The following is an 18268-nucleotide window of genomic DNA, read 5'->3' on the forward strand; positions in this document are numbered from 1 at the left end:
CAAGACGCGAGTCGACTGCAAGGCCGACCTCACCGCGAGACGCGGACGCGCGGGCGGCTGGCTTGGCCCTCGGTGTCGTCGGCCTGCATGGCCGCCTCGATGTTGCGCGCCGAGGCGATCACCAGGGGCGCCAGGCGGGCTCGCAGCACCTCGTCGTAGCGCGGCTTGGGCACCAGGAAGCTGAGGCTGCCGATGACGGCGCGGCGCGCGCCGAACACCGGCGCCGCGACGGCGGCGCGGACCTGGTCGACGTCCCCCGAGGCGGCAGCGTAGCCGGCCCGCCGGAAGGCGGCGAGGTGGCGGCGGAAGTCCTCCCAGCTCTGGCCGAGGCCGGCGGTCGCGATCTCCGCCGCATTGGCCGTGAACAGCGACTTCAGCGTGCGGTTCGGCAGATGCGCCAGGATGATCTTCGAGGTGGCGCCGCGGAACAGCGGCATCGGCCGGCCGCGCTGGAACACGATCGGCTCCTGCGGTCCGCGCCCCATCTCCTGGTGCACGCACATGACGCGATCGTGGAACAGGCGGCAGAGCAGCACGGCGCCGCCCTCCGACGCATGCTCGATCAGCTCGGTCATGACGCCGCGGGCCGCATTGAGCATCGGATCGCAGAGCTGGATCTGGCGATCCATCTGGATGATGGCCGGGCCGAGCGTGTAGCTCGCGCCGGACACCGGGCTGATCAGCCCCGCCCGGGTGAGCCGCTTGAAATAGCGATAGGCCGTGGTGGCGGACACGCCGAGCTGCACGGCGGCATCCTCCACGGTCCACTCCGGGCGCTCGATGGTGAACAGTCCGAGGACCGCCAGCAGCCGGTCGCCACTGCTCGGCAGACCCCCCTCTTCCTTGGAGCGGCCTCCACCGGGGCCGCGCACCGGACTCGGATAAGACACTGTCGTAACCCCCCGTAGTTGTGGTACCGTCGCACTAGTGACACAACCCTGAGACGTTTCAAGCTTTTCTTCCATAACGTGCAACTTTAACTGAATTTTAGGGACTTTGGCAGTCCGAACGCACTGATCAATTGAGGTTTTTTGGGACGTGCCGGATCCGAGTCCAGCGGTCCTAGCTGCGTGACTCGCCACAGGAATCCAAACGGACACAATTTGGGCGGGAGGAGCCGGGGGCAGGAACGTTCCGGCCGGCTCGGTCGTTGGGCCGTACCGGCGGCCGATCGACGGCGGCGCCGTGTGACCCGCATCGCACCACCAGCATCGGACGACAGCGTGCCCGACCTTCCCACCCCTCCGGTCGACGATCCGCCGGCCGCGCCGGTTCCTCGCGCCGCTGCGCCGCCGCGCCGCCCGGTGGACGACCCGTCGCCCGGTCCGGCCGATCCCGGCCCCTTGGACGACCCGCCGCCGACGCGGCCGACCGATCCGGTCGAGGAGCCGCCGCCCGACGCGGACGAGCCCGGCCCGATCGAGGAGCCGCCGCCCGGCCACGAGGAGACGCCCGACATCGACGACCCGCTCGAACGCCCCGAGCCGCCACCGCTGCAGGTGCTCCGGGCCGGCACGCCGACGGCCGGCACGGCGCCGGGCGGCACGGTGCCGGGCGGCACAGTGCCGCTGGGCGCCGTCGTCGAGACCGACCTGCCGGCGCGGCTCGACCGGCTGCCCTGGGGCCGCTTCCACGTGCTGGTGATCGCCGCCCTCGGCATCACCTGGATCCTCGACGGGCTCGAGGTGACGCTCGCCGGCACCCTGGCGGGCGCGCTCAAGCAGAGCCCGGTGCTGCAATTTTCCAACGCCGACGTCGGTTTCGCAACCAGCGCCTATCTGCTCGGTGCGGTTCTGGGCGCGGTCGGCTTCGGCTGGCTGACCGACCGGCTCGGCCGCAAGAAGCTGTTCTTCATCACGCTCGCCGTCTATCTGAGCGCCACCGCGGCGACCGCCCTGACCTGGGACGTGTGGAGCTTCGCGGCAATGCGCTTCATCACCGGCGCCGGCATCGGCGGCGAGTACACGGCGATCAACTCGACCATCCAGGAGCTGGTGCCGGCGCGGGTGCGCGGCTGGACCGACCTGGTGGTCAACGGCAGCTTCTGGCTCGGCGCCGCGGCCGGCGCGTTCGGCTCGATCCTGGTGCTCGATCCCACGCTGATGCATCCCGAATACGGCTGGCGCATCGCCTTCCTGATCGGCGCCGTGCTGGGCCTCATCGTGCTGCTCATGCGCATGTGGATCCCGGAAAGTCCGCGCTGGCTGATGACCCACGGACGTGTCGCAGAGGCCGAGGCGATCGTCGCCGGCATCGAGCGGCGCGTGCTCGGCCACGGCGCCCGCCGGCCCGACGATCTGCCCACGGTGCGGCTGCGGGTGCGCCTGTTCACGCCGCTCTCCGACGTCGCCGACGCACTCCTGGTGCGCTATCGCGGCCGCGCCGTGATCGGCCTCGTGCTGATGGTCGCGCAGGCGTTCTTCTTCAACGCCGTGTTCTTCACCTACGCGCTGGTGCTGACCGACTTCTACGGCGTGCCGGTCGGCCATGTCGGCTGGTACATCCTGCCCTTCTCGATCGGCAACTTCCTCGGGCCGCTGCTGCTCGGGCGGTTCTTCGACACGCTCGGCCGCCGCACCATGATCGTGTTCACCTATGCGATCTCGGGCGTGCTGCTGGCGATCTCGGGATTCATGTTCCAGCAGGAGCTGATCACGGTCGCCCAGCAGACCTTCGCCTGGACCGTGGTGTTCTTCTTCGCCTCGGCGGCGGCGAGCTCGGCCTATCTGACCGTCAGCGAGACGTTTCCGCTGGAGATCCGGGCGCTGACCATCGCGGTGTTCTATGCGCTCGGCACCGGGATCGGCGGCGTCGCCGGGCCGTGGCTGTTCGGCTCGCTGATCGATTCGGGCTCGCGCAGCAGCGTGTTCGCGGGCTATCTGTTCGGCGCGGCCCTGATGGTCGCCGCCGCCGCGGTGCATTGGCGCTGGGGCGTCGCCGCCGAAGGAAAGAGCCTGGAGGACGTGGCGCAGCCGCTCGCGGCCGTCGACTGAGGAACGGACCAGAACCCGACATGACGCCTGTGATGCCCGCCGACACCATCGACCTGGACGAGGTCGCCCTGCTGCTCGACATCGACGGCACGCTGCTCGACTTCGCGCCGACGCCGCGCGAGGTGTGGGTGCCGCCCTCGCTGCGCCAGACGTTGAACGGGCTGCTCGCCCGCACCGGCGGGGCGCTGGCGCTGGTGAGCGGCCGCTCGCTGGCCGATCTCGACCTGCTGTTCGCACCGCTGGAGTTGCCGGCGATCGGCGGCCACGGCGCCGAACTGCGCGTCGCGCCCGGCCAGCGCTCCGATCCCGACCGCACGCCGGCGCTCGATCCGATGGTCAAGCGCAAGCTCGCCAGCGTCGCCGAGATCGGCCCCGGCGTGCTGCTGGAGGACAAGGGCTACTCGCTCGCCTTGCACTACCGGCTGGCGCCCGACAAGGGCGACGAGGTGAAGGCGATGGTGACGGCGATCTGCGAGTCGTTTCCCGAGTTTCCGCTGGAGGCCCTGCCCGGCAAGTCGGTCGTCGAGGTGAAGCCCGCCGCCTTCGACAAGGCGACCGCGGTCGCCGAGCTGATGCAGCTGCCGCCCTTCGCCGGACGCCGGCCCATCTTCGTCGGCGACGACGTCACCGACGAGCGGGTGTTTCCCATCCTGCCGCCGCTGCGCGGCATCGGCTTCTCGGTCGGCCACCGCGCCGCCGACGCCGACGGCTGCTTCGACCGCCCGGCCGACGTGCGCGCCTGGCTCGACGGCCTGCTGGAGCGCCAAGCGGTGGGGTGAGGACTCCGCACTCTCATGCCGAACATCTCCTCATGGTGAGGAGCGCTCCGAAGGAGCGCGTCTCGAACCATGCGGCCACCTAGCCCAGGCGATCCGTGGCCGCCCTCGCCCTTCGAGACGCCCGCTGTGCGGGCTCCTCAGGGTGAGGGCGGAACGGTCCATCACGATTCCGCGGTCGCCTCCTCCTGCAGCTCGGCGCGGGCGGGCGGACGGGCGGCGAGGAGATTGTAGGCGCTGTTGACGAGCGCGACGTGGGTGAAGGCCTGGGGGAAGTTGCCGACCTGGCGCTGGGCCGGGACGTCGTACTCCTCGGCCAGGAGCCCGACGTCGTTGCGCAGGGCGAGCAGCCGGTCGAACAGCGCGCGTGCTTCCGCGTGGCGGCCCTGCAGCACATAGGCGTCGACCAGCCAGAAGCTGCAGGCGAGGAACACGCCCTCGCCCGGCGGCAGGCCGTCGCGGGTCCGATCGGTGCGGTAGCGCAGCACGAAACCGTCGGCGAGCAGATCCTCCTCGATCGCCCTGATGGTGGCGGACACCCGCGGATCGTCGGGCGGCAGAAAGCCGAGCTTAGGCAGCAGCAGAAGGCTCGCGTCGAGCTCCTTCGATCCGTAGGACTGCACGAAGCAGCCGCGCTCCGGATCGAGCCCGCGCGCCAGAACGTCGGCCCGGATGGCGTCGCGCATCCCCTTCCAGCGCTCGACCGGGCCGGGCAGGCCGTACTCCTCGGCGCTCAGGATGGCGCGGTCGAAGGCGACCCAGCACATCAGCTTCGAGAACACGAAGTGGACCCGCGGGCCCCGCACCTCCCAGATGCCCTCGTCCGGCTCCCGCCACATGGTCTCCAGATAGTCGAGCAGGCGGAGCTGCAGGTCCCAGCCGGAGCTCTCCGGCGCGAGGCCGCCACGGCGGGCGTGGTGGAACGTCGCCATCACCTCGCCGAACACGTCGAGCTGGAGCTGATCGTGCGCGGCGTTGCCGATGCGCACCGGCCGCGAGTTCTCGTAGCCGGCGAGCCACGACACCTCCCATTCGGTGAGGCGGCGCTCGCCGGCGAGGCCGTACATGATCTGGATCTGCTCGGGGCTGCCGGCGACGGCGCGCACCAGCCAGTCGCGCCACGCCTGCGCCTCGTGGAAGTAGCCGGCGTTCATCAGCGCGAACAGTGTGAGGGTCGAGTCGCGCACCCAGCAGAAGCGGTAGTCCCAGTTGCGCGTGCCGCCGAGGCATTCCGGCAGCGACGTGGTCGGCGCCGCGACGATGCCGCCGGTCGGCGCGTAGATCAGCGCCTTCAGGGTGACGAGCGAGCGCACCACGGCCGCCGACCAGCGTCCGGCGGAGCGGCAGGTGGACGCCCACTCGCACCAGAACGCCTCGGTGGCGGCGAGCGCCGGCGCGGCGTCGAACGGCTCCGGCACGGGCCGGTGCGACGGGCTCCAGGCGAGCACGAACGGCACGGTCTCGCCTGCGGCGACCGTGAACTCCGCGACCGTCCTGAGATCGCGGCCCTCGAGCCGCACCGGCGTGTGCAGCACCACCATGTCGGGCCCCGCGATGGCGCGCAGCGTGCCGTCCTCGAGGTGGCTCACCCACGGCACGATCGCGCCGGTGCCGAAGCGCAGCACCAGCTCCATGCTCATCACGACGCGGCCGCGCTCGCCGGTGACGAGCCGCACCACCTCGGCGGTGCCGTCGCGCAGCGGCATGAAGTCGGTGACCAGCACGGCGCCCGTCGCGGTCTCGAAGCGCGTCTCCAGGATGAGGGTCGAGTCGCGATAGCGGCGCGTGACGCGCGGCGCGGGATCGCGCGGAGAAATGCGCCAGCGGCCGTTCTCCGGCCCGCCGAGCAGGGCCGCGAAGCAGGCGTCGGAATCGAAGCGCGGCCAGCACAGCCAGTCGATCGAGCCGGTGCGATCGACGAGCGCGGCGGTCTCGCAGTCGCCGATCAGGGCGTAGTCTTCAATGCGTGATGGCATGGGGAGGGTCGGTCACTCGGCTTCACCGCCGCCAGGGTCGCGACCGCGGACACTCCGGTGTTCGACCGGTCGGCTCGGCGCTCGTCGCTGCGGCGGACGGGTGCTCCGCCGGAGCGGAGCACATCGGGGATGAGGCACGGCGTCGGCCCGCCCTCGCGAGGACGGGCCGCACCATCACGGGCCAGCAATATGGCTGAACTGAGCCGCGCGTCAGCGCGCCGCCGCGAGTCGGTCGGGCGGTCCGTCCTGCGCGGCCTCCTTCTCGGCCTCGCGGCTGGGCGGATAGCTCTGCTCGCCTTCGTCGGTCAGCGTCGGCAGCTCGCCGGCGGCGTTGGCGGCCGGACCGGCCGGCTCGGCGCTATCGGCGGCGATCTCCGGATCCTCCGGGTCGCGATCGACCGGGATGAGCGTCAGGCTCTGGTTCTCCTCGATGGCGACGAGCTCCTGGGCCAGCTCCCAGTTCGCCTCGGCCTGCCCCTCCGGGCAGCCCTGCTCCTGCCAGATGCGAAAGGCGCGCTCGCGCACGCGCTGCTCGTGGTCGTCCATCGGGGCTCTCCTCGGACTTGGGTGTCGGGGCAGTCGATGCGGAAACGGGAGGAACGCCCGCGCGGTTCCCGCACCGGGACGTCTCGCCGCGTTCGACCGGAGAAGCGTAAGGCCCCGACACGACGCCTTGTTGACCTAGCGCAGCTTTCGTCCACCTCCGCGCGGACCGTGGGTCGCCTGCAGCACCGCGACCGGCAGCGGCCCCAACAGCGAGCGCGCCGGCACCGCCCCGGAGGGGGCCGGCACGCCCGGGCGCAGCACGTCCGTGCGGATCGCGTAGCCGTCGAGCATCAAGGTGGCGTCGAGCTCCGCCGGATCGAGCCAGCGGCGGCCGCCGTCGGTGAGCGGCGCGAAATGACGGCCGACCGCGACGATCACGGCGTCCCGCCGTCCAGTGCGGGCGAAGGCCAGCACGTGCCCGGCATGCGGCCCTTCGACATGCACCGGCTCGTAGCCGCCGTTGTCGAACACGTCCGGAAGGCGGCGGCGCAGGTCGAGCAGGAGATGGGTGAGTGCGAGCTTGATGCGGCCGTCCGGCCACGCCGCGGCGAGTGCCGCCCAGTCCGGCGCCTGGCCGATGGCGTCGAGCGCCGCCTGCCGCGCGGCGAAGTCGACGGCCCGGCGGTTGTCCGGATCGACCAGCGACAGGTCCCAGAACTCGGTGCCCTGATAGATGTCGGGCACGCCCGGGATGGTCGCCTTGAGGGTGAGCTGGGCGAGGCTGTTCAGCGCACCCAACAGCGCGGTGCGCTGTGCGACGGCGGCGAAGTCCTCCAGGAACTCGGCCGAGCCTTCGGGATCGAGCAGGCGGCCGACGAAGCCGGTGACGGCGCCCTCGTAGGCGTCGTTCGGGTTGTGCCAGCTCGTCTCCTGCTTGCCTTCGCGCAGCGCCTTCACGGCATAGGTCTGCAGCCGCTCGGTCAGGCCGGCGTCCGGCCCGCCGTTCGGCCAGACGCCCAGCAGCGCCTGGTACAGCATGTATTCGTGCGCGTCGGAGGGCGCCCGCTGCGGCTTCTTGCCGATCAGCGGCTCGTTGCGCTGGCGCCAGCGGCGCACCGCCGCCTCCCAGTCGGGCGCGATCTCGGCGATCGACAGGATGCGCATGCGCGCGTCCTCGCCGCGCTTGGTGTCGTGCGTCGCGGTCGCCGTCATGGCGTGCGGATGCGCGACGCGAGCCTGCATGCGGTAGTCGAACTCGCCGGGCGACAACGCGGGCAGCACCGGCTCGCCGCCGACCTCGTTGAGCGCGATCAGCCGGTGATAGCGATAGAACGCCGTGTCCTCCAGCGCCTTCGCCATCACCGGGCCGGTGAGCTGCTGGACCTTGCCGGAGAAGCGCTTCACCCGCGGGCTGCTGTAGCCCTGCCGTCCGGGCGCGATCAGGTCGAGAGTGAGCACGTCCTGAAGGAAGTCCAGCACGCCGGTGTCGGGACCGAACCAACGTGACCGGGCCCGCGCGATCGTCTCTTCGATACGGCTGCGGTCCTCCGGCGAGACTTGCCCGCCGGCGCCGATATAGGTGCGGTAGACCGGGAAGTGGACGATGTAGGAGCGCAGCGCGGCGCGCAGGCGCTCGAAGGTGAAGTCTCGGCTGCGCCAGTGCCCAGCCGCGATGCGGGCGAGCAGGCGGCACAGCACCGTGAACTCGCTCGCCAGCATGGTCTCGAGCACGCGCACCTTGGCGTCCTCGACGATCCGCTCGAAATCCTGGCGCTCGCCCAGGATGTCGCGATAGAGCGCATCGAGCCGCGGCATGCCGGCGTCGTCGAGCAGCACGCGGGCGATGACGTTGAGCACGTCGTAGCCGGTGGTGCCGGCGACGCCCGGCAGCGCCGGCAGCGGCTCGCCCTCGGCGAGGATCTTCTCGGCGACGATGTAGAAGGGCTGCGCGCGGGCCGGACCGGGGCGCACCACGCGCACCACCCGCGCCAAGCGGCGCGAGTACTGGACCGGATCGAGCAGGCCATCGACGTGATCGAGCCGCAGCCCGTGCAGGCGACCTTCGCGGATCAGCTCCAGCACGCGCCGATGCGCCGCCGTGAAGGTCGGCACGTGCTCGATCTTGATGCCGGCCAGGTCGTTGATGTCGAAGAAACGCCGGTAGTTGATCTCGGTGAAGGCGACGCGCCAGTGGGCGACGCGGTAATGCTGGCGTTCCAGCAGCCGATGCAGCCGGGTCGGATCGCTGGCGCCCGGCCGGTAGGCGGCGAGGCCGCGCTCGATCACCTCGGCGCCGCCCGGTACGGCGGCGAGCTCGGCCTTGAAGGCCGGCGCGCGCTCGCGGCTCGGCTCGTTCGGGTCCGGGAAGCGGTCGGCGAGCGCCAGCAGCGCGCGGCCCGCGTCGGTGTCGCCGGCCTCGACCTCCTGCACGACGGTCTTGAGGATGTCGCCGTAGCGGTTGGGCCGGATCGGCAGGCGGTGCTCGAAATACCAGACCGAGAAGCTGCCCTCGGCGGCGTCGTATTTCAGCACGAGGTCGCCGTCGTCGAGCGCCTCGCCGTAGGATTTCCCCAGCACCGGGATCAGCAGGCCGCCGTTCGGCCGGTAGGGCAGCGTCTCCCACTCGATGTCGAAGGAGGCGGCGTGCGGCGAGCGCGGCCCCCATTCCAGCACGTCGAGCCACCAGGCGTTGTCGGCGTAGCCGCCGCCCATGTGGTTGGGGACGAAATCGAGGATCAGGCCGATGTCGGCCTCGGCGAGTGCGTTGGAGAGGCGGTCGAAGGCCTCGTCGCCGCCGAACTCGGGATTGAGCGCGTCGTGGTCGACGATGTCGTAGCCATGGGTGGAGCCGGCGCGCGCCTTGAGGAAGGGCGAGGCGTAGAGATGGCTGACGCCGAGCGACTTCAGATAAGGCACCAGGGCGGCGGCCGCGTCGAAGCCGAGCTTGGACGAGAGCTGCAGCCGGTAGGTCGCAGTCGGAACGACAGGCGGCATCGGGCCTCCTTGGACCGGCTTCGCGGACACGGGGAACACGGATGAACGGCCGGCCGGTCGCTGCGACCGGCCTTCGCCGCTACGTCATGTCGTGCCGGCGAAGACGGTGACGGATCGCGAGGGAGCGGCGAGCTTCACGCCGGGTTTCAGCGGAGCATCGGCACGCCCGCTCTCGCCCTCGACCGTCGCCAGGATCTTGGTCCAGCCGCCGCAATCGGGCCATTTCGGCAGGACGACATCGACCGGATGGGCGGCCGCGTTGAGAAGGATCAGCAAAGGTGCACCCGAGGACTCCAGCGGCGCGAGGACGTAGGAGAGGAACCGCGCTTCCGCAAAGGCCCAATCCGCGCCGTCCATCTCGGTTCCACCGGGCGTCAGCCATTTGACGTCGTACTGGTCGCCGCGCCGGCCGACCAGCCAGCGGCGGCCCTGCAGCTGCGGATAGTCGCGGCGCATCGCCGTGAGGCGCTCGACCAGGGCCGTGAGGTCGTCGCCGTCGCGGCCTTGGCCGGACCAGTCGACCCAGCCGACCTCGTTGTCCTGGCAATACGGGTTGTTGTTGCCCTCCTGGGAATTGCCGATCTCGTCGCCGGCGAGCAGCAGCGGCACGCCCTGCGAGAGGAACAGGGTCGCCAGCAGGGCGCCGCGGACGCGGCGGCGGATCTCCAGCACCTCCTTGTCGGTGGTCGGTCCCTCGACGCCCCAGTTGGCGCTCAGATTGTCGTCGGAGCCGTCGCGGTTGCCCTCGCCGTTGGCATCGTTGTGCTTGCGCGCATAGGCGACCAGATCCGCGAGCGTGAAGCCGTCGTGCACGGTGACGTGGTTGATGCTGGCGCGCGGCATGCGGCGGCGATGGCGGAAGCGGTCGGCCGATCCGGTGACGCGGGCGGCGAGGTCGCGGATCTGGTTGGCGTCACCGCGCCAGAACGAGCGCACGGTGCGGCGGAACTGGTCGTTCCATTCGGACCAGCCGGGCGGGAAGCCGCCGAGCTGATAGCCGCCGAGCCCGATGTCCCAGGGCTCGGCGATCAGCTTCACGCGCGACAGGACCGGATCCTGGCCGATGGCGGCGAAGAAGCCCGAGGTCGGATCGAAGCCGTGCGGCTCGCGCCCGAGCGTCGTGGCGAGGTCGAAGCGGAAGCCGTCGACATGGCACTGCTCGACCCAGTAGCGCAGACTGTCCATCACCATCTGCAGCACGCGCGGATGGGTCAGGTTGAGCGAGTTGCCGGTGCCGGTGAAGTCCTCGTAGTAGCGCGGCGCGTTCGGCCGCAGCCAGTAGTACGAGGCGTTGTCGATGCCGCGGAACGACAGCGTCGGCCCGAGATGATTGCCCTCGCCGGTGTGGTTGTAGACGACGTCGAGGATCACCTCGAGACCGGCGTCGTGGAGGAGGCCGACCGTCGCCTTGAAGTCCTCGACGCCGCTCTCGGCCGCGCCGTAGCGCGGCTCCGGGGCGAAGAAGCCGACCGTGCCGTAGCCCCAGTACTGGCGCAGGCCCTTCTCGACCAGCATGCGCTCGTCGACGAAGGCGTGCACGGGCAGGAGCTCGATCGCGGTGACGCCGAGCCGCCGGTAGTGCTCGATCATGCTCGGCGCGGCGAGCCCGCGGAACGTGCCGCGCAGCGCGGCCGGCACGTCCTCGCGCTGCATGGTGAGGCCGCGCACATGGGCCTCGTAGATCACGGTGGAATGCCACGGCACCGAGGGGCGCGTGTGCTGGCCCCAGGTGAACGCGTCGTCGACCACGACGCCCTTGGGAACGCCGCGGGCATTGTCGCGTTTGTCGAAGGACAGGTCCGCGCGGGCGCTGCGCATCCGATAGGCGAAATGCGCGTCGCTCCACACGAAGTGGCCGGTCAGCCGCTTGGCGTAAGGGTCGAGCAGCAGCTTGTGGTGGTTGAAGCGGTGGCCGTGCTCCGGGTCGTAGGGCCCGTAGACCCGGTAGCCGTAGACCTGCCCCGGCACGACCTGTGGCAGATAGGCGTGCCAGACGTCCTCGGTGCACACCGGAAGGACGATCCGTTCCACCTCGCGGCGTCCGGAGCTGTCGAACAAGCAAAGCTCGATCTTCTCGGCATTGGCCGAGAAGATCGCGAAGTTCGTCCCCCGCCCGTCGAAGGTCGCGCCGAGCGGATACGGCGCGCCCGGCTCGACTCTCATGACGTCACGCCTCCGGGACCAGGATGATGCCGGCGAGCGGCGGCAGGACGAGGTTCAGCACGGCGCCGTGATCGGTGTCCTCGGCCTGGATGCGCCCGCCATTGCCCAGATTGCCGCCGCCGTAGATCTCCGCATCGCTGTTGAACACCTCACGCCAGCCGCCGCCGAACGGCACGCGCATGCGATAGTTTTCGCGCGGCGCCGGCGTGAAGTTCATGGCGATGAGGCAGACCGAGCCGGGATCACGGCCGCGGCGCAGCCAGGCGAACACGCTCGCATCGGCATCGTCCACCACGATCCACTCGAAGCCGCCGGGCTCGGCATCGAGCTGATGCATGGCCGGCAGCGTCTTGTAGAGGCGGTTGAGGTCGCGGACCAGATCCTTGACCCCGGCGTGCTCCTTCTGCTCGAGCAGATGCCAGTCGAGGCTGTGGTCGTGCGCCCACTCGCGCTCCTGGGCGAACTCGCCGCCCATGAACAGCAGCTTCTTGCCCGGATGCGCGAACATGAAGGTGTAGTAGGCGCGGATGTTGGCGAAGCGTTGCCAGCGGTCGCCCGGCATGCGGCCGAAGATCGAGCCCTTCCCGTGCACCACCTCGTCGTGGGACAGCGGCAGCACGAAGTTCTCGAAGAAGGCGTAGAGCATCCCGAAGGTGACGTCGCCGTGGTGATGCTTGCGGTAGATCGGGTCCTTGGCGATGTAACGCAGGGTGTCGTGCATCCACCCCATGTTCCACTTGTAGCCGAAGCCGAGACCGCCGACGTCGGCCGGGCGCGAGACCAGCGGCCAAGCGGTCGACTCCTCCGCCATCGTGGTGGCGTTGGGAAAGCGGCCGAACACCTCGGTGTTGAAGCGCCGCAGCATGTCGATCGCCTCGAGATTCTCGCGACCGCCGTACTTGTTCGGGATCCAGCCGCCCTCGGGCCGGCTGTAGTCGAGATAGAGCATCGAGGCGACGGCATCGACGCGCAGACCGTCGATCTTGTAGCGCTCCAGCCAGAACAGCGCGTTGGCGACGATGAAGTTCTGCACCTCGCGCCGGCCGAAATTGTAGATCAGGGTGTTCCAGTCGAGATGGCGCCCCTGCATGGCGTTGGCGTGCTCGTAGAGCGCCGTGCCGTCGAACTGGGCGAGGCCGTGGGCGTCGTCCGGGAAATGGCCCGGCACCCAGTCGAGGATGACGCCGACGCCGTGCCGGTGGAACGCGTCGACCAACATGGCGAAGTCGTGCGGCGACCCGAACCGGCTGGTCGGCGCATAGAGGCCGGTCGGCTGGTAGCCCCACGAGGCGTCGAAGGGATGCTCGGCGATCGGCAGCAGCTCGACATGGGTGAAGCCCATCTCGGCGACGTAGGGCGGCAGCTGCTCGGCGAGCTCGCGATAGGTGAGCCAGGAATTGGCGAGATACGGATTGCGCCGCCAGGAGCCGAGATGGACCTCGTAGATCGAGATCGGCGCGTCGAGCCGGTTGATGCCGGCCGGCCCGGGGGCGATCTGCGGCAACGTCGCCGGATCGACGACCACGGAGGCGGTGAGCGGCCTGATCTCGGCCGAGAAGGCGTAGGGGTCCGACTTCAGCAGCGGCGCCGACTGATGCGGCCCGATGATCTCGTACTTGTACTTGTCGCCCGCCTTGGCGTCCGGGACGAAGATCTCCCAGAAGCCGTTGCCGCGGACCCGCATGGCGTGGCGGCGGCCGTCCCAGAAATTGAAGTCGCCGACGACGCTGACCCGGCGCGCGTTGGGGGCGAACACCCCGAAGGCGACGCCGGACACGCCCTCGTGCACCATCGGATGGGCGCCGAGCCGCTCGTAGATCTGCAGGTGCGTCCCCTCGCCCATCAGATAGAGGTCGAGGTCGGAGAACACGGGCGCGAAGCGATAGGGATCCTCGATCTCGACCGGATCGGCCTTGCCCCACTGCGCCAGGAGGCGATAGTCGCGCGCGTTCGACGGCACCTGGCCGGAGAACAGGCCTGCATCGTGAATGCGCTTGAGCTCGGCCTGCTGGCCGTCCGCGAAGCGGACCGAGACCTGACGGGCGCCGGGCAGATAGACGCGCACCACCGGTTGCCCATGATCGACATGGGGGCCGAGATAACGGAACGGATCAGCGTGATAACCGCCGATGATGGCGTGGGCTTCTGCGGTGACGACTTCAGTCATGGCTGCGCGTCCGCGGCAGGAAACAGGGCCCGCGCCAGACCGGCAAGCGGCACATGGACCCAGTCGGGACGATTGGCGAACTCATATCCCACCTCGTAAACGGCCTTTTCCACAATGAAAAAACGCAACAGCCGGTCGGCCGCAGCCTGATCGGAGGGCCACAGCCGCGTGCCGGCCATCGTTTCGCGCATGCACATCAAGAACGCATCCGTTGCCGCATCGCGCCAGGAGTCAAGTACCTCCGTGAGTCGCTCCGGTCCGTCCACCGCCTTCTCCAGGTGGCGGATCAGGGCCGAGGTCGCGGCATAGTCCAGGGAGCGCACGAAACCGGCCGCATCGCGGGCCGATGGCGCCTTGCGGACCCGCTCGGCCGGCGGCCGTTCGGGCTCCCCCTCGAAGTCGACGATCTGGACGTCGTCCTTGGCGATCAGAATCTGCCCCAAGTGGTAGTCTCCATGATGACGGATCTTGTCGACCTCGAGCGGGCCGGCGAGCAGGCTGCGCAACCTGTCGAGCGCCTCGGCCTTGCCCGAGAGCAGCATCTCGGCGGACGGCTGCGCCGTGGCGGGGAGCTGCGGCTGACGGCGGGCGAGCTCCGCGAACATCGCCTCGGCGTTGTGCACGAGCTCCCGCGTCCAGGTCTCGACATCGGCCTCGGTGACCGGCTCGGGCGCGAAGTCGGGAATGTCGGGCCGGCTCCCCAGCGCCAGATGCAGCTCGGCGGTCCGGCGGCCGATCTGGCGGACGCGGTTGAGGAAGGCCAGGTCGGGGCCGGGCGCCGCCTCCGCCTCGGTCGGCAGCATGCTGGCGTCCTCGAGATAGCGGTCGAGTGCCGAGGCGGTGTGCGACCAGGCGTCGCCCTGATTGTCGACGAAGCGGTGCAGCACCCCGACCGCGGAGCGCGTGTCGCCTTCGACCAGCTCGATCGTCCCCATCAGGCGCGGCGTGTTGGCGAACTCGGCCGCGTCGGTGAGGAATCGGCCCATCTCCACCTCCGGATTCACGCCGGAGGTGAGCCGCCGATAGATCTTCAGCACGAAGGAGGAGTCGATCAGGGTGGTCGAGTTGGTCTGCTCGACGCCGGCGCCGCGCACCATCGCGATGGGCGGCAGGGCGCTCTCGGCGAATTTCGCGGTGGGCACGAACTCGACGGCGACGTCCGGGGCCGCCTCGCGACGCCCGCCGGCGTGGATCTGGGTCACCAGGGCCGAGACGACCTCGCGGTCGGCGACCGCGTCGACCAGAGCGCCCTCGCGGTTGGTCCGCCGCACCGGCGCCAGGATCGCGGCCAGCGGATAGTCGGCATTGCTGTCGATGTGACCCCAGCGCACCACGAGCGGCAGCGCATAGCGGGCGGCCGCCCGGCGGGCGACGTGGTCGACCACGGCCAGCACGGGCGGGAACGACCCGTCGCCGAGCGGCACGAGCCGCGACAGGCGCGTCTCGCCGCCCTCCCCGCCCTTGCCGGCGAACCAGCGCCGGCCCGACAGGAAGGCCGGCAGCACCTCGCGCTCGAGATGCTGCCGCACCCGCGCCTCGGCGAGCGATCGCCAGTTCGCCTGCAGCACCAGCGTCACCCATTCGCGCGGCATGATCGTCTCCGTGCTGACGCCGCCGCTCTCCTCGGCGAGCTGGAACCAGAAGAATCCATAAGGGGCGAGCGTGACGCCCAGGGGGCCCTCGTCGATGCGCTTGAAGCGGGCCCGGCCGAGCATCTCGATCGGCACCCGGCCGCGCCAGGCCGAGAGGTCGATCTCGGCCCACTGGGCGGAGCGCGACAGGTTGGCGACGCAGAGGATGACCTCGTTGCCGTACTGGCGCAGATAGGCGAGCACCGAGCGGTTGGACGGCCGCAGGATCGTCATGGTGCCGCGGCCGAAGACCTTGCTGGTCTTGCGCACCGCGATCATCCGCTTCATCCAGTTGTAGAGCGACGACGACGAGCGCGCCTGCGCTTCCACGTTGACGGCCTGGTAGCCGTAGACCGGGTCCATGATGGGCGGCAGATAGAGCTTGGCCGGGTCGCAGCGCGAGAAGCCGCCGTTGCGGTCCGAGGTCCACTGCATCGGCGTGCGCACGCCGTTGCGGTCGCCCAGATAGATGTTGTCGCCCATCCCGATCTCGTCGCCGTAGTAGACGACGGGCGTGCCCGGCAGCGACAGCAGCAGGCTGTTCATCAGCTCGATCTTGCGCCGGTCGTTGTCCATCAGCGGCGCCAGCCGACGCCGGATGCCGAGATTGATGCGGGCGCGCGGATCGGCCGCGTAGGTCGACCACAGATAGTCGCGCTCGGCGTCCGTCACCATCTCCAGCGTCAGCTCGTCGTGATTGCGCAGGAACAGCGCCCACTGGCTGTTCTCCGGGATGTCCGGGGTCTGGCGCAGGATGTCGTTGATCGGGAAGCGATCCTCCTGGGCGATCGCCATGTAGATGCGCGGCATTAGCGGAAAGTGGAATGCCATGTGGCACTCGTCGCCGTCGCCGAAATAGGCGCGCACGTCCTCGGGCCACTGGTTGGCCTCGGCCAGCAGGAAGGTGCCGGGCGCATAGGCGTCGAGCTCGGCCCGCAGCTTCTTGATGACGGCGTGGGTCTCGGGCAGGTTCTCGTTGTTGGTGCCCTCGCGCTCGACCAGATACGGGATCGCGTCGAGCCGGAAGCCGTCGACGCCGAAGTCGAGCCAGCGGCGCATCACCTGCACCATGGCCCACAGCACCCGCGGATTGTCGAAGTTGAGGTCGGGCTGGTGCGAGAAGAAGCGGTGCCAGAAATAGGCGCCGGCCTCCTGGTCCCAGGTCCAGTTCGACTTCTCGGTGTCGGTGAAGATGATCCGCGTGTCGAGGTATTTCTGATCGGTCTCGCTCCAGACGTACCAGTCGCGCGCGTTCGAGCCGCGCTTGGAGCGCCGCGCCCGCTTGAACCAGGGATGCTGGTCGGAGGTGTGGTTGATGACCAGCTCGGTGATCACCTTGAGGCCGCGCCGCTTCGCCTCGTTCATGAAGCGGCGGAAGTCCTTCATCGAGCCGAAGTCGGGATTGATGCGGCGATAGTCGGCGATGTCGTAGCCGTCGTCGCGGCCGGGGCTCGGATAGAACGGCAGCAGCCACAGCGCCGTGACGCCGAGATCCTGGATGTAGTCGAGCTGGTGGGTCAGCCCGTTGAAGTCGCCGATCCCGTCGTTGTTGCTGTCGAAGAACGATTTCACGTGAATCTGATAGATCACCGCGTCCTTGTACCAGAGCGGATCGCCGGACTGATCCGCCGTCGTCGCAGTGATGATGTCGGACAGAATGTTCATGGGTTACCGATGTTCTGCAAAGGGGTATCGAGCGTGCTCAGGCGACGCAGCGCAGCAGCACGGCGGGATCGCGGTCCGGATCGATGGCGAGGCGCACGCCGCCCCATTCGACCAGCCGCCATTCGCCCGTGACGAGGTTCTCGACCGCCCGCACCGGGCGGCGGGCCCCCTCCGGACCGATCCGCAGGTCGCCGAAATGGAACCAGACGTCGTGCGGACCCGGCGCGATCGCAATCGCCGCCGCCACCACATTGTCGTGCGCGACCGACTCCTTCACGAAGCCCAGCACGGACGGGCTGTCGACGAGCACGAAGGCGAAATTCGCCGTCTGCTGCAGCGCCGGGTTGGCGCGCCGGATCGCGTTGAGCCGGCCGATGTAGTCGGAGAGATTGCCGGGCGCGCTCCAGTCGCGCGGCTTGATCTCGTATTTCTCGGAATCCAGGTATTCCTCCTTGCCGGGGGCGACGGGCTCGTGCTCCAGGAGCTCGAAGCCGGAATAGACACCGTAGCTGCCGGCGAGCGTCGCGGCGAGCGCGACCCGCGACTTGAACATCCACGGCTCACCCGACTGCAGATGGACCGGGAGAATATCGGGCGTGTTGACGAAGAAGTTCGGCCGAAAATACTCGCGCTCGGGATGGCGCGTCAGCTCCGCCATGTAGGCCGAGAGCTCGTCCTTGCCGGTGCGCCAGGTGAAGTAGGTGTAGGACTGGCTGAAGCCGAGCTTCGCCAGCGCCTTCATCACCTTCGGCCGGGTGAACGCCTCGGCCAGGAAGATCGCGTCCGGAAACCGCGCCTGCACGTCGCGGATCATCCATTCCCAGAACGGGAACGGCTTCGTGTGTGGATTGTCGACACGAAAGATGCGCACACCTTGCTCGGCCCAGAACAGCACCACGTCGCGCAGCGCCTCCCACAGCGCCACGCGGTCGGCGCAGTAGAAGTCTGGATTGGTGATGTCCTCGTACTTCTTGGGCGGATTCTCGGCGTATTTCATCGAGCCGTCGGGTCGCCAGCGGAACCACTCCGGGTGCTGCTTGATCCACGGATGGTCGGGCGAGCACTGGGTGGCGAAATCGAGCGCGATCTCCAGCCCGTGACCACGTGACGCGGCCACCAGGCGGCGGAAGTCCGCGAGCGTGCCGAGCTGCGGATGGATCGCGTCGTGGCCGCCCTCGGCGGCGCCGATCGCATAGGGGCTGCCGGGATCGTCGGGTGCCGCCTCGAGCGCGTTGTTCTTACCCTTGCGGTTGGTGGTCCCGATCGGATGGATCGGCGGGAAGTACAGCACGTCGAAGCCCATGCGGGCGACGTCGGGCAGCCGGGCGACGACGTCGTCGAAGGTGCCGTGGCGGGCGGGGTCGTCGGTCAGGCTGCGCGGAAACAGCTCGTACCAGGCGCCGGCGCGGGCCCGGGC

Annotated in this window: 10 protein-coding genes; 2 read left to right on the plus strand and 8 right to left on the minus strand. The window is 69.6% G+C overall.

The genetic code is table 11. The annotated features are described in order from the left end of the window. Nucleotides 1–29: 29 nt before the first annotated feature. Nucleotides 30–890 carry an IclR family transcriptional regulator gene (locus CH341_RS03310; RefSeq protein WP_170149449.1) on the minus strand — a complete coding sequence of 287 codons (861 nt, stop codon included), beginning with the start codon at nucleotides 888–890 and terminating at the stop codon, nucleotides 30–32. Nucleotides 891–1547: 657 nt separating this feature from the next. On the opposite strand from CH341_RS03310, the gene CH341_RS03315 reads away from it, so the two are divergent. Next, on the plus strand, nucleotides 1548–2993 hold the full coding sequence (locus CH341_RS03315; protein WP_245430851.1) for an MFS transporter: 1446 nt from the start codon (nucleotides 1548–1550) through the stop codon (nucleotides 2991–2993). A 20-nt stretch (nucleotides 2994–3013) separates the two neighbouring features. Then, on the plus strand, nucleotides 3014–3772 hold the full coding sequence (otsB, locus tag CH341_RS03320; RefSeq protein ID WP_111417607.1) for a trehalose-phosphatase: 759 nt from the start codon (nucleotides 3014–3016) through the stop codon (nucleotides 3770–3772). 161 nt (nucleotides 3773–3933) lie between these two features. Here the strand turns inward: otsB and CH341_RS03325 are convergent, their stop codons facing one another. From CH341_RS03325 to CH341_RS03355, 7 genes are all read right to left on the minus strand, one after another. After that, the gene (locus CH341_RS03325; RefSeq protein ID WP_111417608.1) at nucleotides 3934–5745 is read right to left on the minus strand and encodes a glycoside hydrolase family 15 protein; all 1812 of its coding nucleotides are present in this window, start codon (nucleotides 5743–5745) and stop codon (nucleotides 3934–3936) included. A 210-nt stretch (nucleotides 5746–5955) separates the two neighbouring features. Beyond that, nucleotides 5956–6291 carry a DUF2934 domain-containing protein gene (locus tag CH341_RS03330; RefSeq protein WP_111417609.1) on the minus strand — a complete coding sequence of 112 codons (336 nt, stop codon included), beginning with the start codon at nucleotides 6289–6291 and terminating at the stop codon, nucleotides 5956–5958. A gap of 135 nt (nucleotides 6292–6426) precedes the next feature. Continuing rightward, entirely contained in the window at nucleotides 6427–9225 is a 2799-nt protein-coding gene (treY, locus tag CH341_RS03335; RefSeq protein WP_111417610.1) for a malto-oligosyltrehalose synthase, read from the minus strand. A gap of 84 nt (nucleotides 9226–9309) precedes the next feature. Beyond that, complete coding sequence (gene glgX / locus CH341_RS03340; protein ID WP_111417611.1) at nucleotides 9310–11388, minus strand: glycogen debranching protein GlgX; 2079 nt, start codon at nucleotides 11386–11388, stop codon at nucleotides 9310–9312. Between the two features lie 4 nt (nucleotides 11389–11392). Further along, nucleotides 11393–13555 (minus strand): 1,4-alpha-glucan branching protein GlgB, encoded by a 2163-nt coding sequence (glgB, locus tag CH341_RS03345; RefSeq protein WP_111417612.1) that lies wholly within the window; start codon nucleotides 13553–13555, stop codon nucleotides 11393–11395. Continuing rightward, on the minus strand, nucleotides 13552–16851 hold the full coding sequence (gene treS, locus CH341_RS03350) for a maltose alpha-D-glucosyltransferase (RefSeq protein ID WP_111417613.1): 3300 nt from the start codon (nucleotides 16849–16851) through the stop codon (nucleotides 13552–13554). The genes glgB and treS overlap by 4 nt, the downstream gene beginning before the upstream one ends. Nucleotides 16852–16888: 37 nt before the next feature. Continuing rightward, nucleotides 16889–18268 (minus strand): alpha-amylase family protein (locus CH341_RS03355; protein ID WP_111417614.1); only part of this gene is annotated, 1380 nt, incomplete at its 5' end.

The sequence above is a fragment of the Rhodoplanes roseus genome (assembly GCF_003258865.1).
GTDB lineage: Bacteria > Pseudomonadota > Alphaproteobacteria > Rhizobiales > Xanthobacteraceae > Rhodoplanes > Rhodoplanes roseus.

Excerpts from the sequence above, each read along its gene's own strand:
- otsB (WP_111417607.1), top strand. The coding sequence starts at position 3,014 with ATGACGCCTGTGATGCCCGCCGACACCATCGACCTGGACGAGGTCGCC.
- CH341_RS03325 (WP_111417608.1), bottom strand. The coding sequence starts at position 5,745 with ATGCCATCACGCATTGAAGACTACGCCCTGATCGGCGACTGCGAGACC.
- CH341_RS03330 (WP_111417609.1), bottom strand. The coding sequence starts at position 6,291 with ATGGACGACCACGAGCAGCGCGTGCGCGAGCGCGCCTTTCGCATCTGG.
- treY (WP_111417610.1), bottom strand. The coding sequence starts at position 9,225 with ATGCCGCCTGTCGTTCCGACTGCGACCTACCGGCTGCAGCTCTCGTCC.
- glgX (WP_111417611.1), bottom strand. The coding sequence starts at position 11,388 with ATGAGAGTCGAGCCGGGCGCGCCGTATCCGCTCGGCGCGACCTTCGAC.
- glgB (WP_111417612.1), bottom strand. The coding sequence starts at position 13,555 with ATGACTGAAGTCGTCACCGCAGAAGCCCACGCCATCATCGGCGGTTAT.
- treS (WP_111417613.1), bottom strand. The coding sequence starts at position 16,851 with ATGAACATTCTGTCCGACATCATCACTGCGACGACGGCGGATCAGTCC.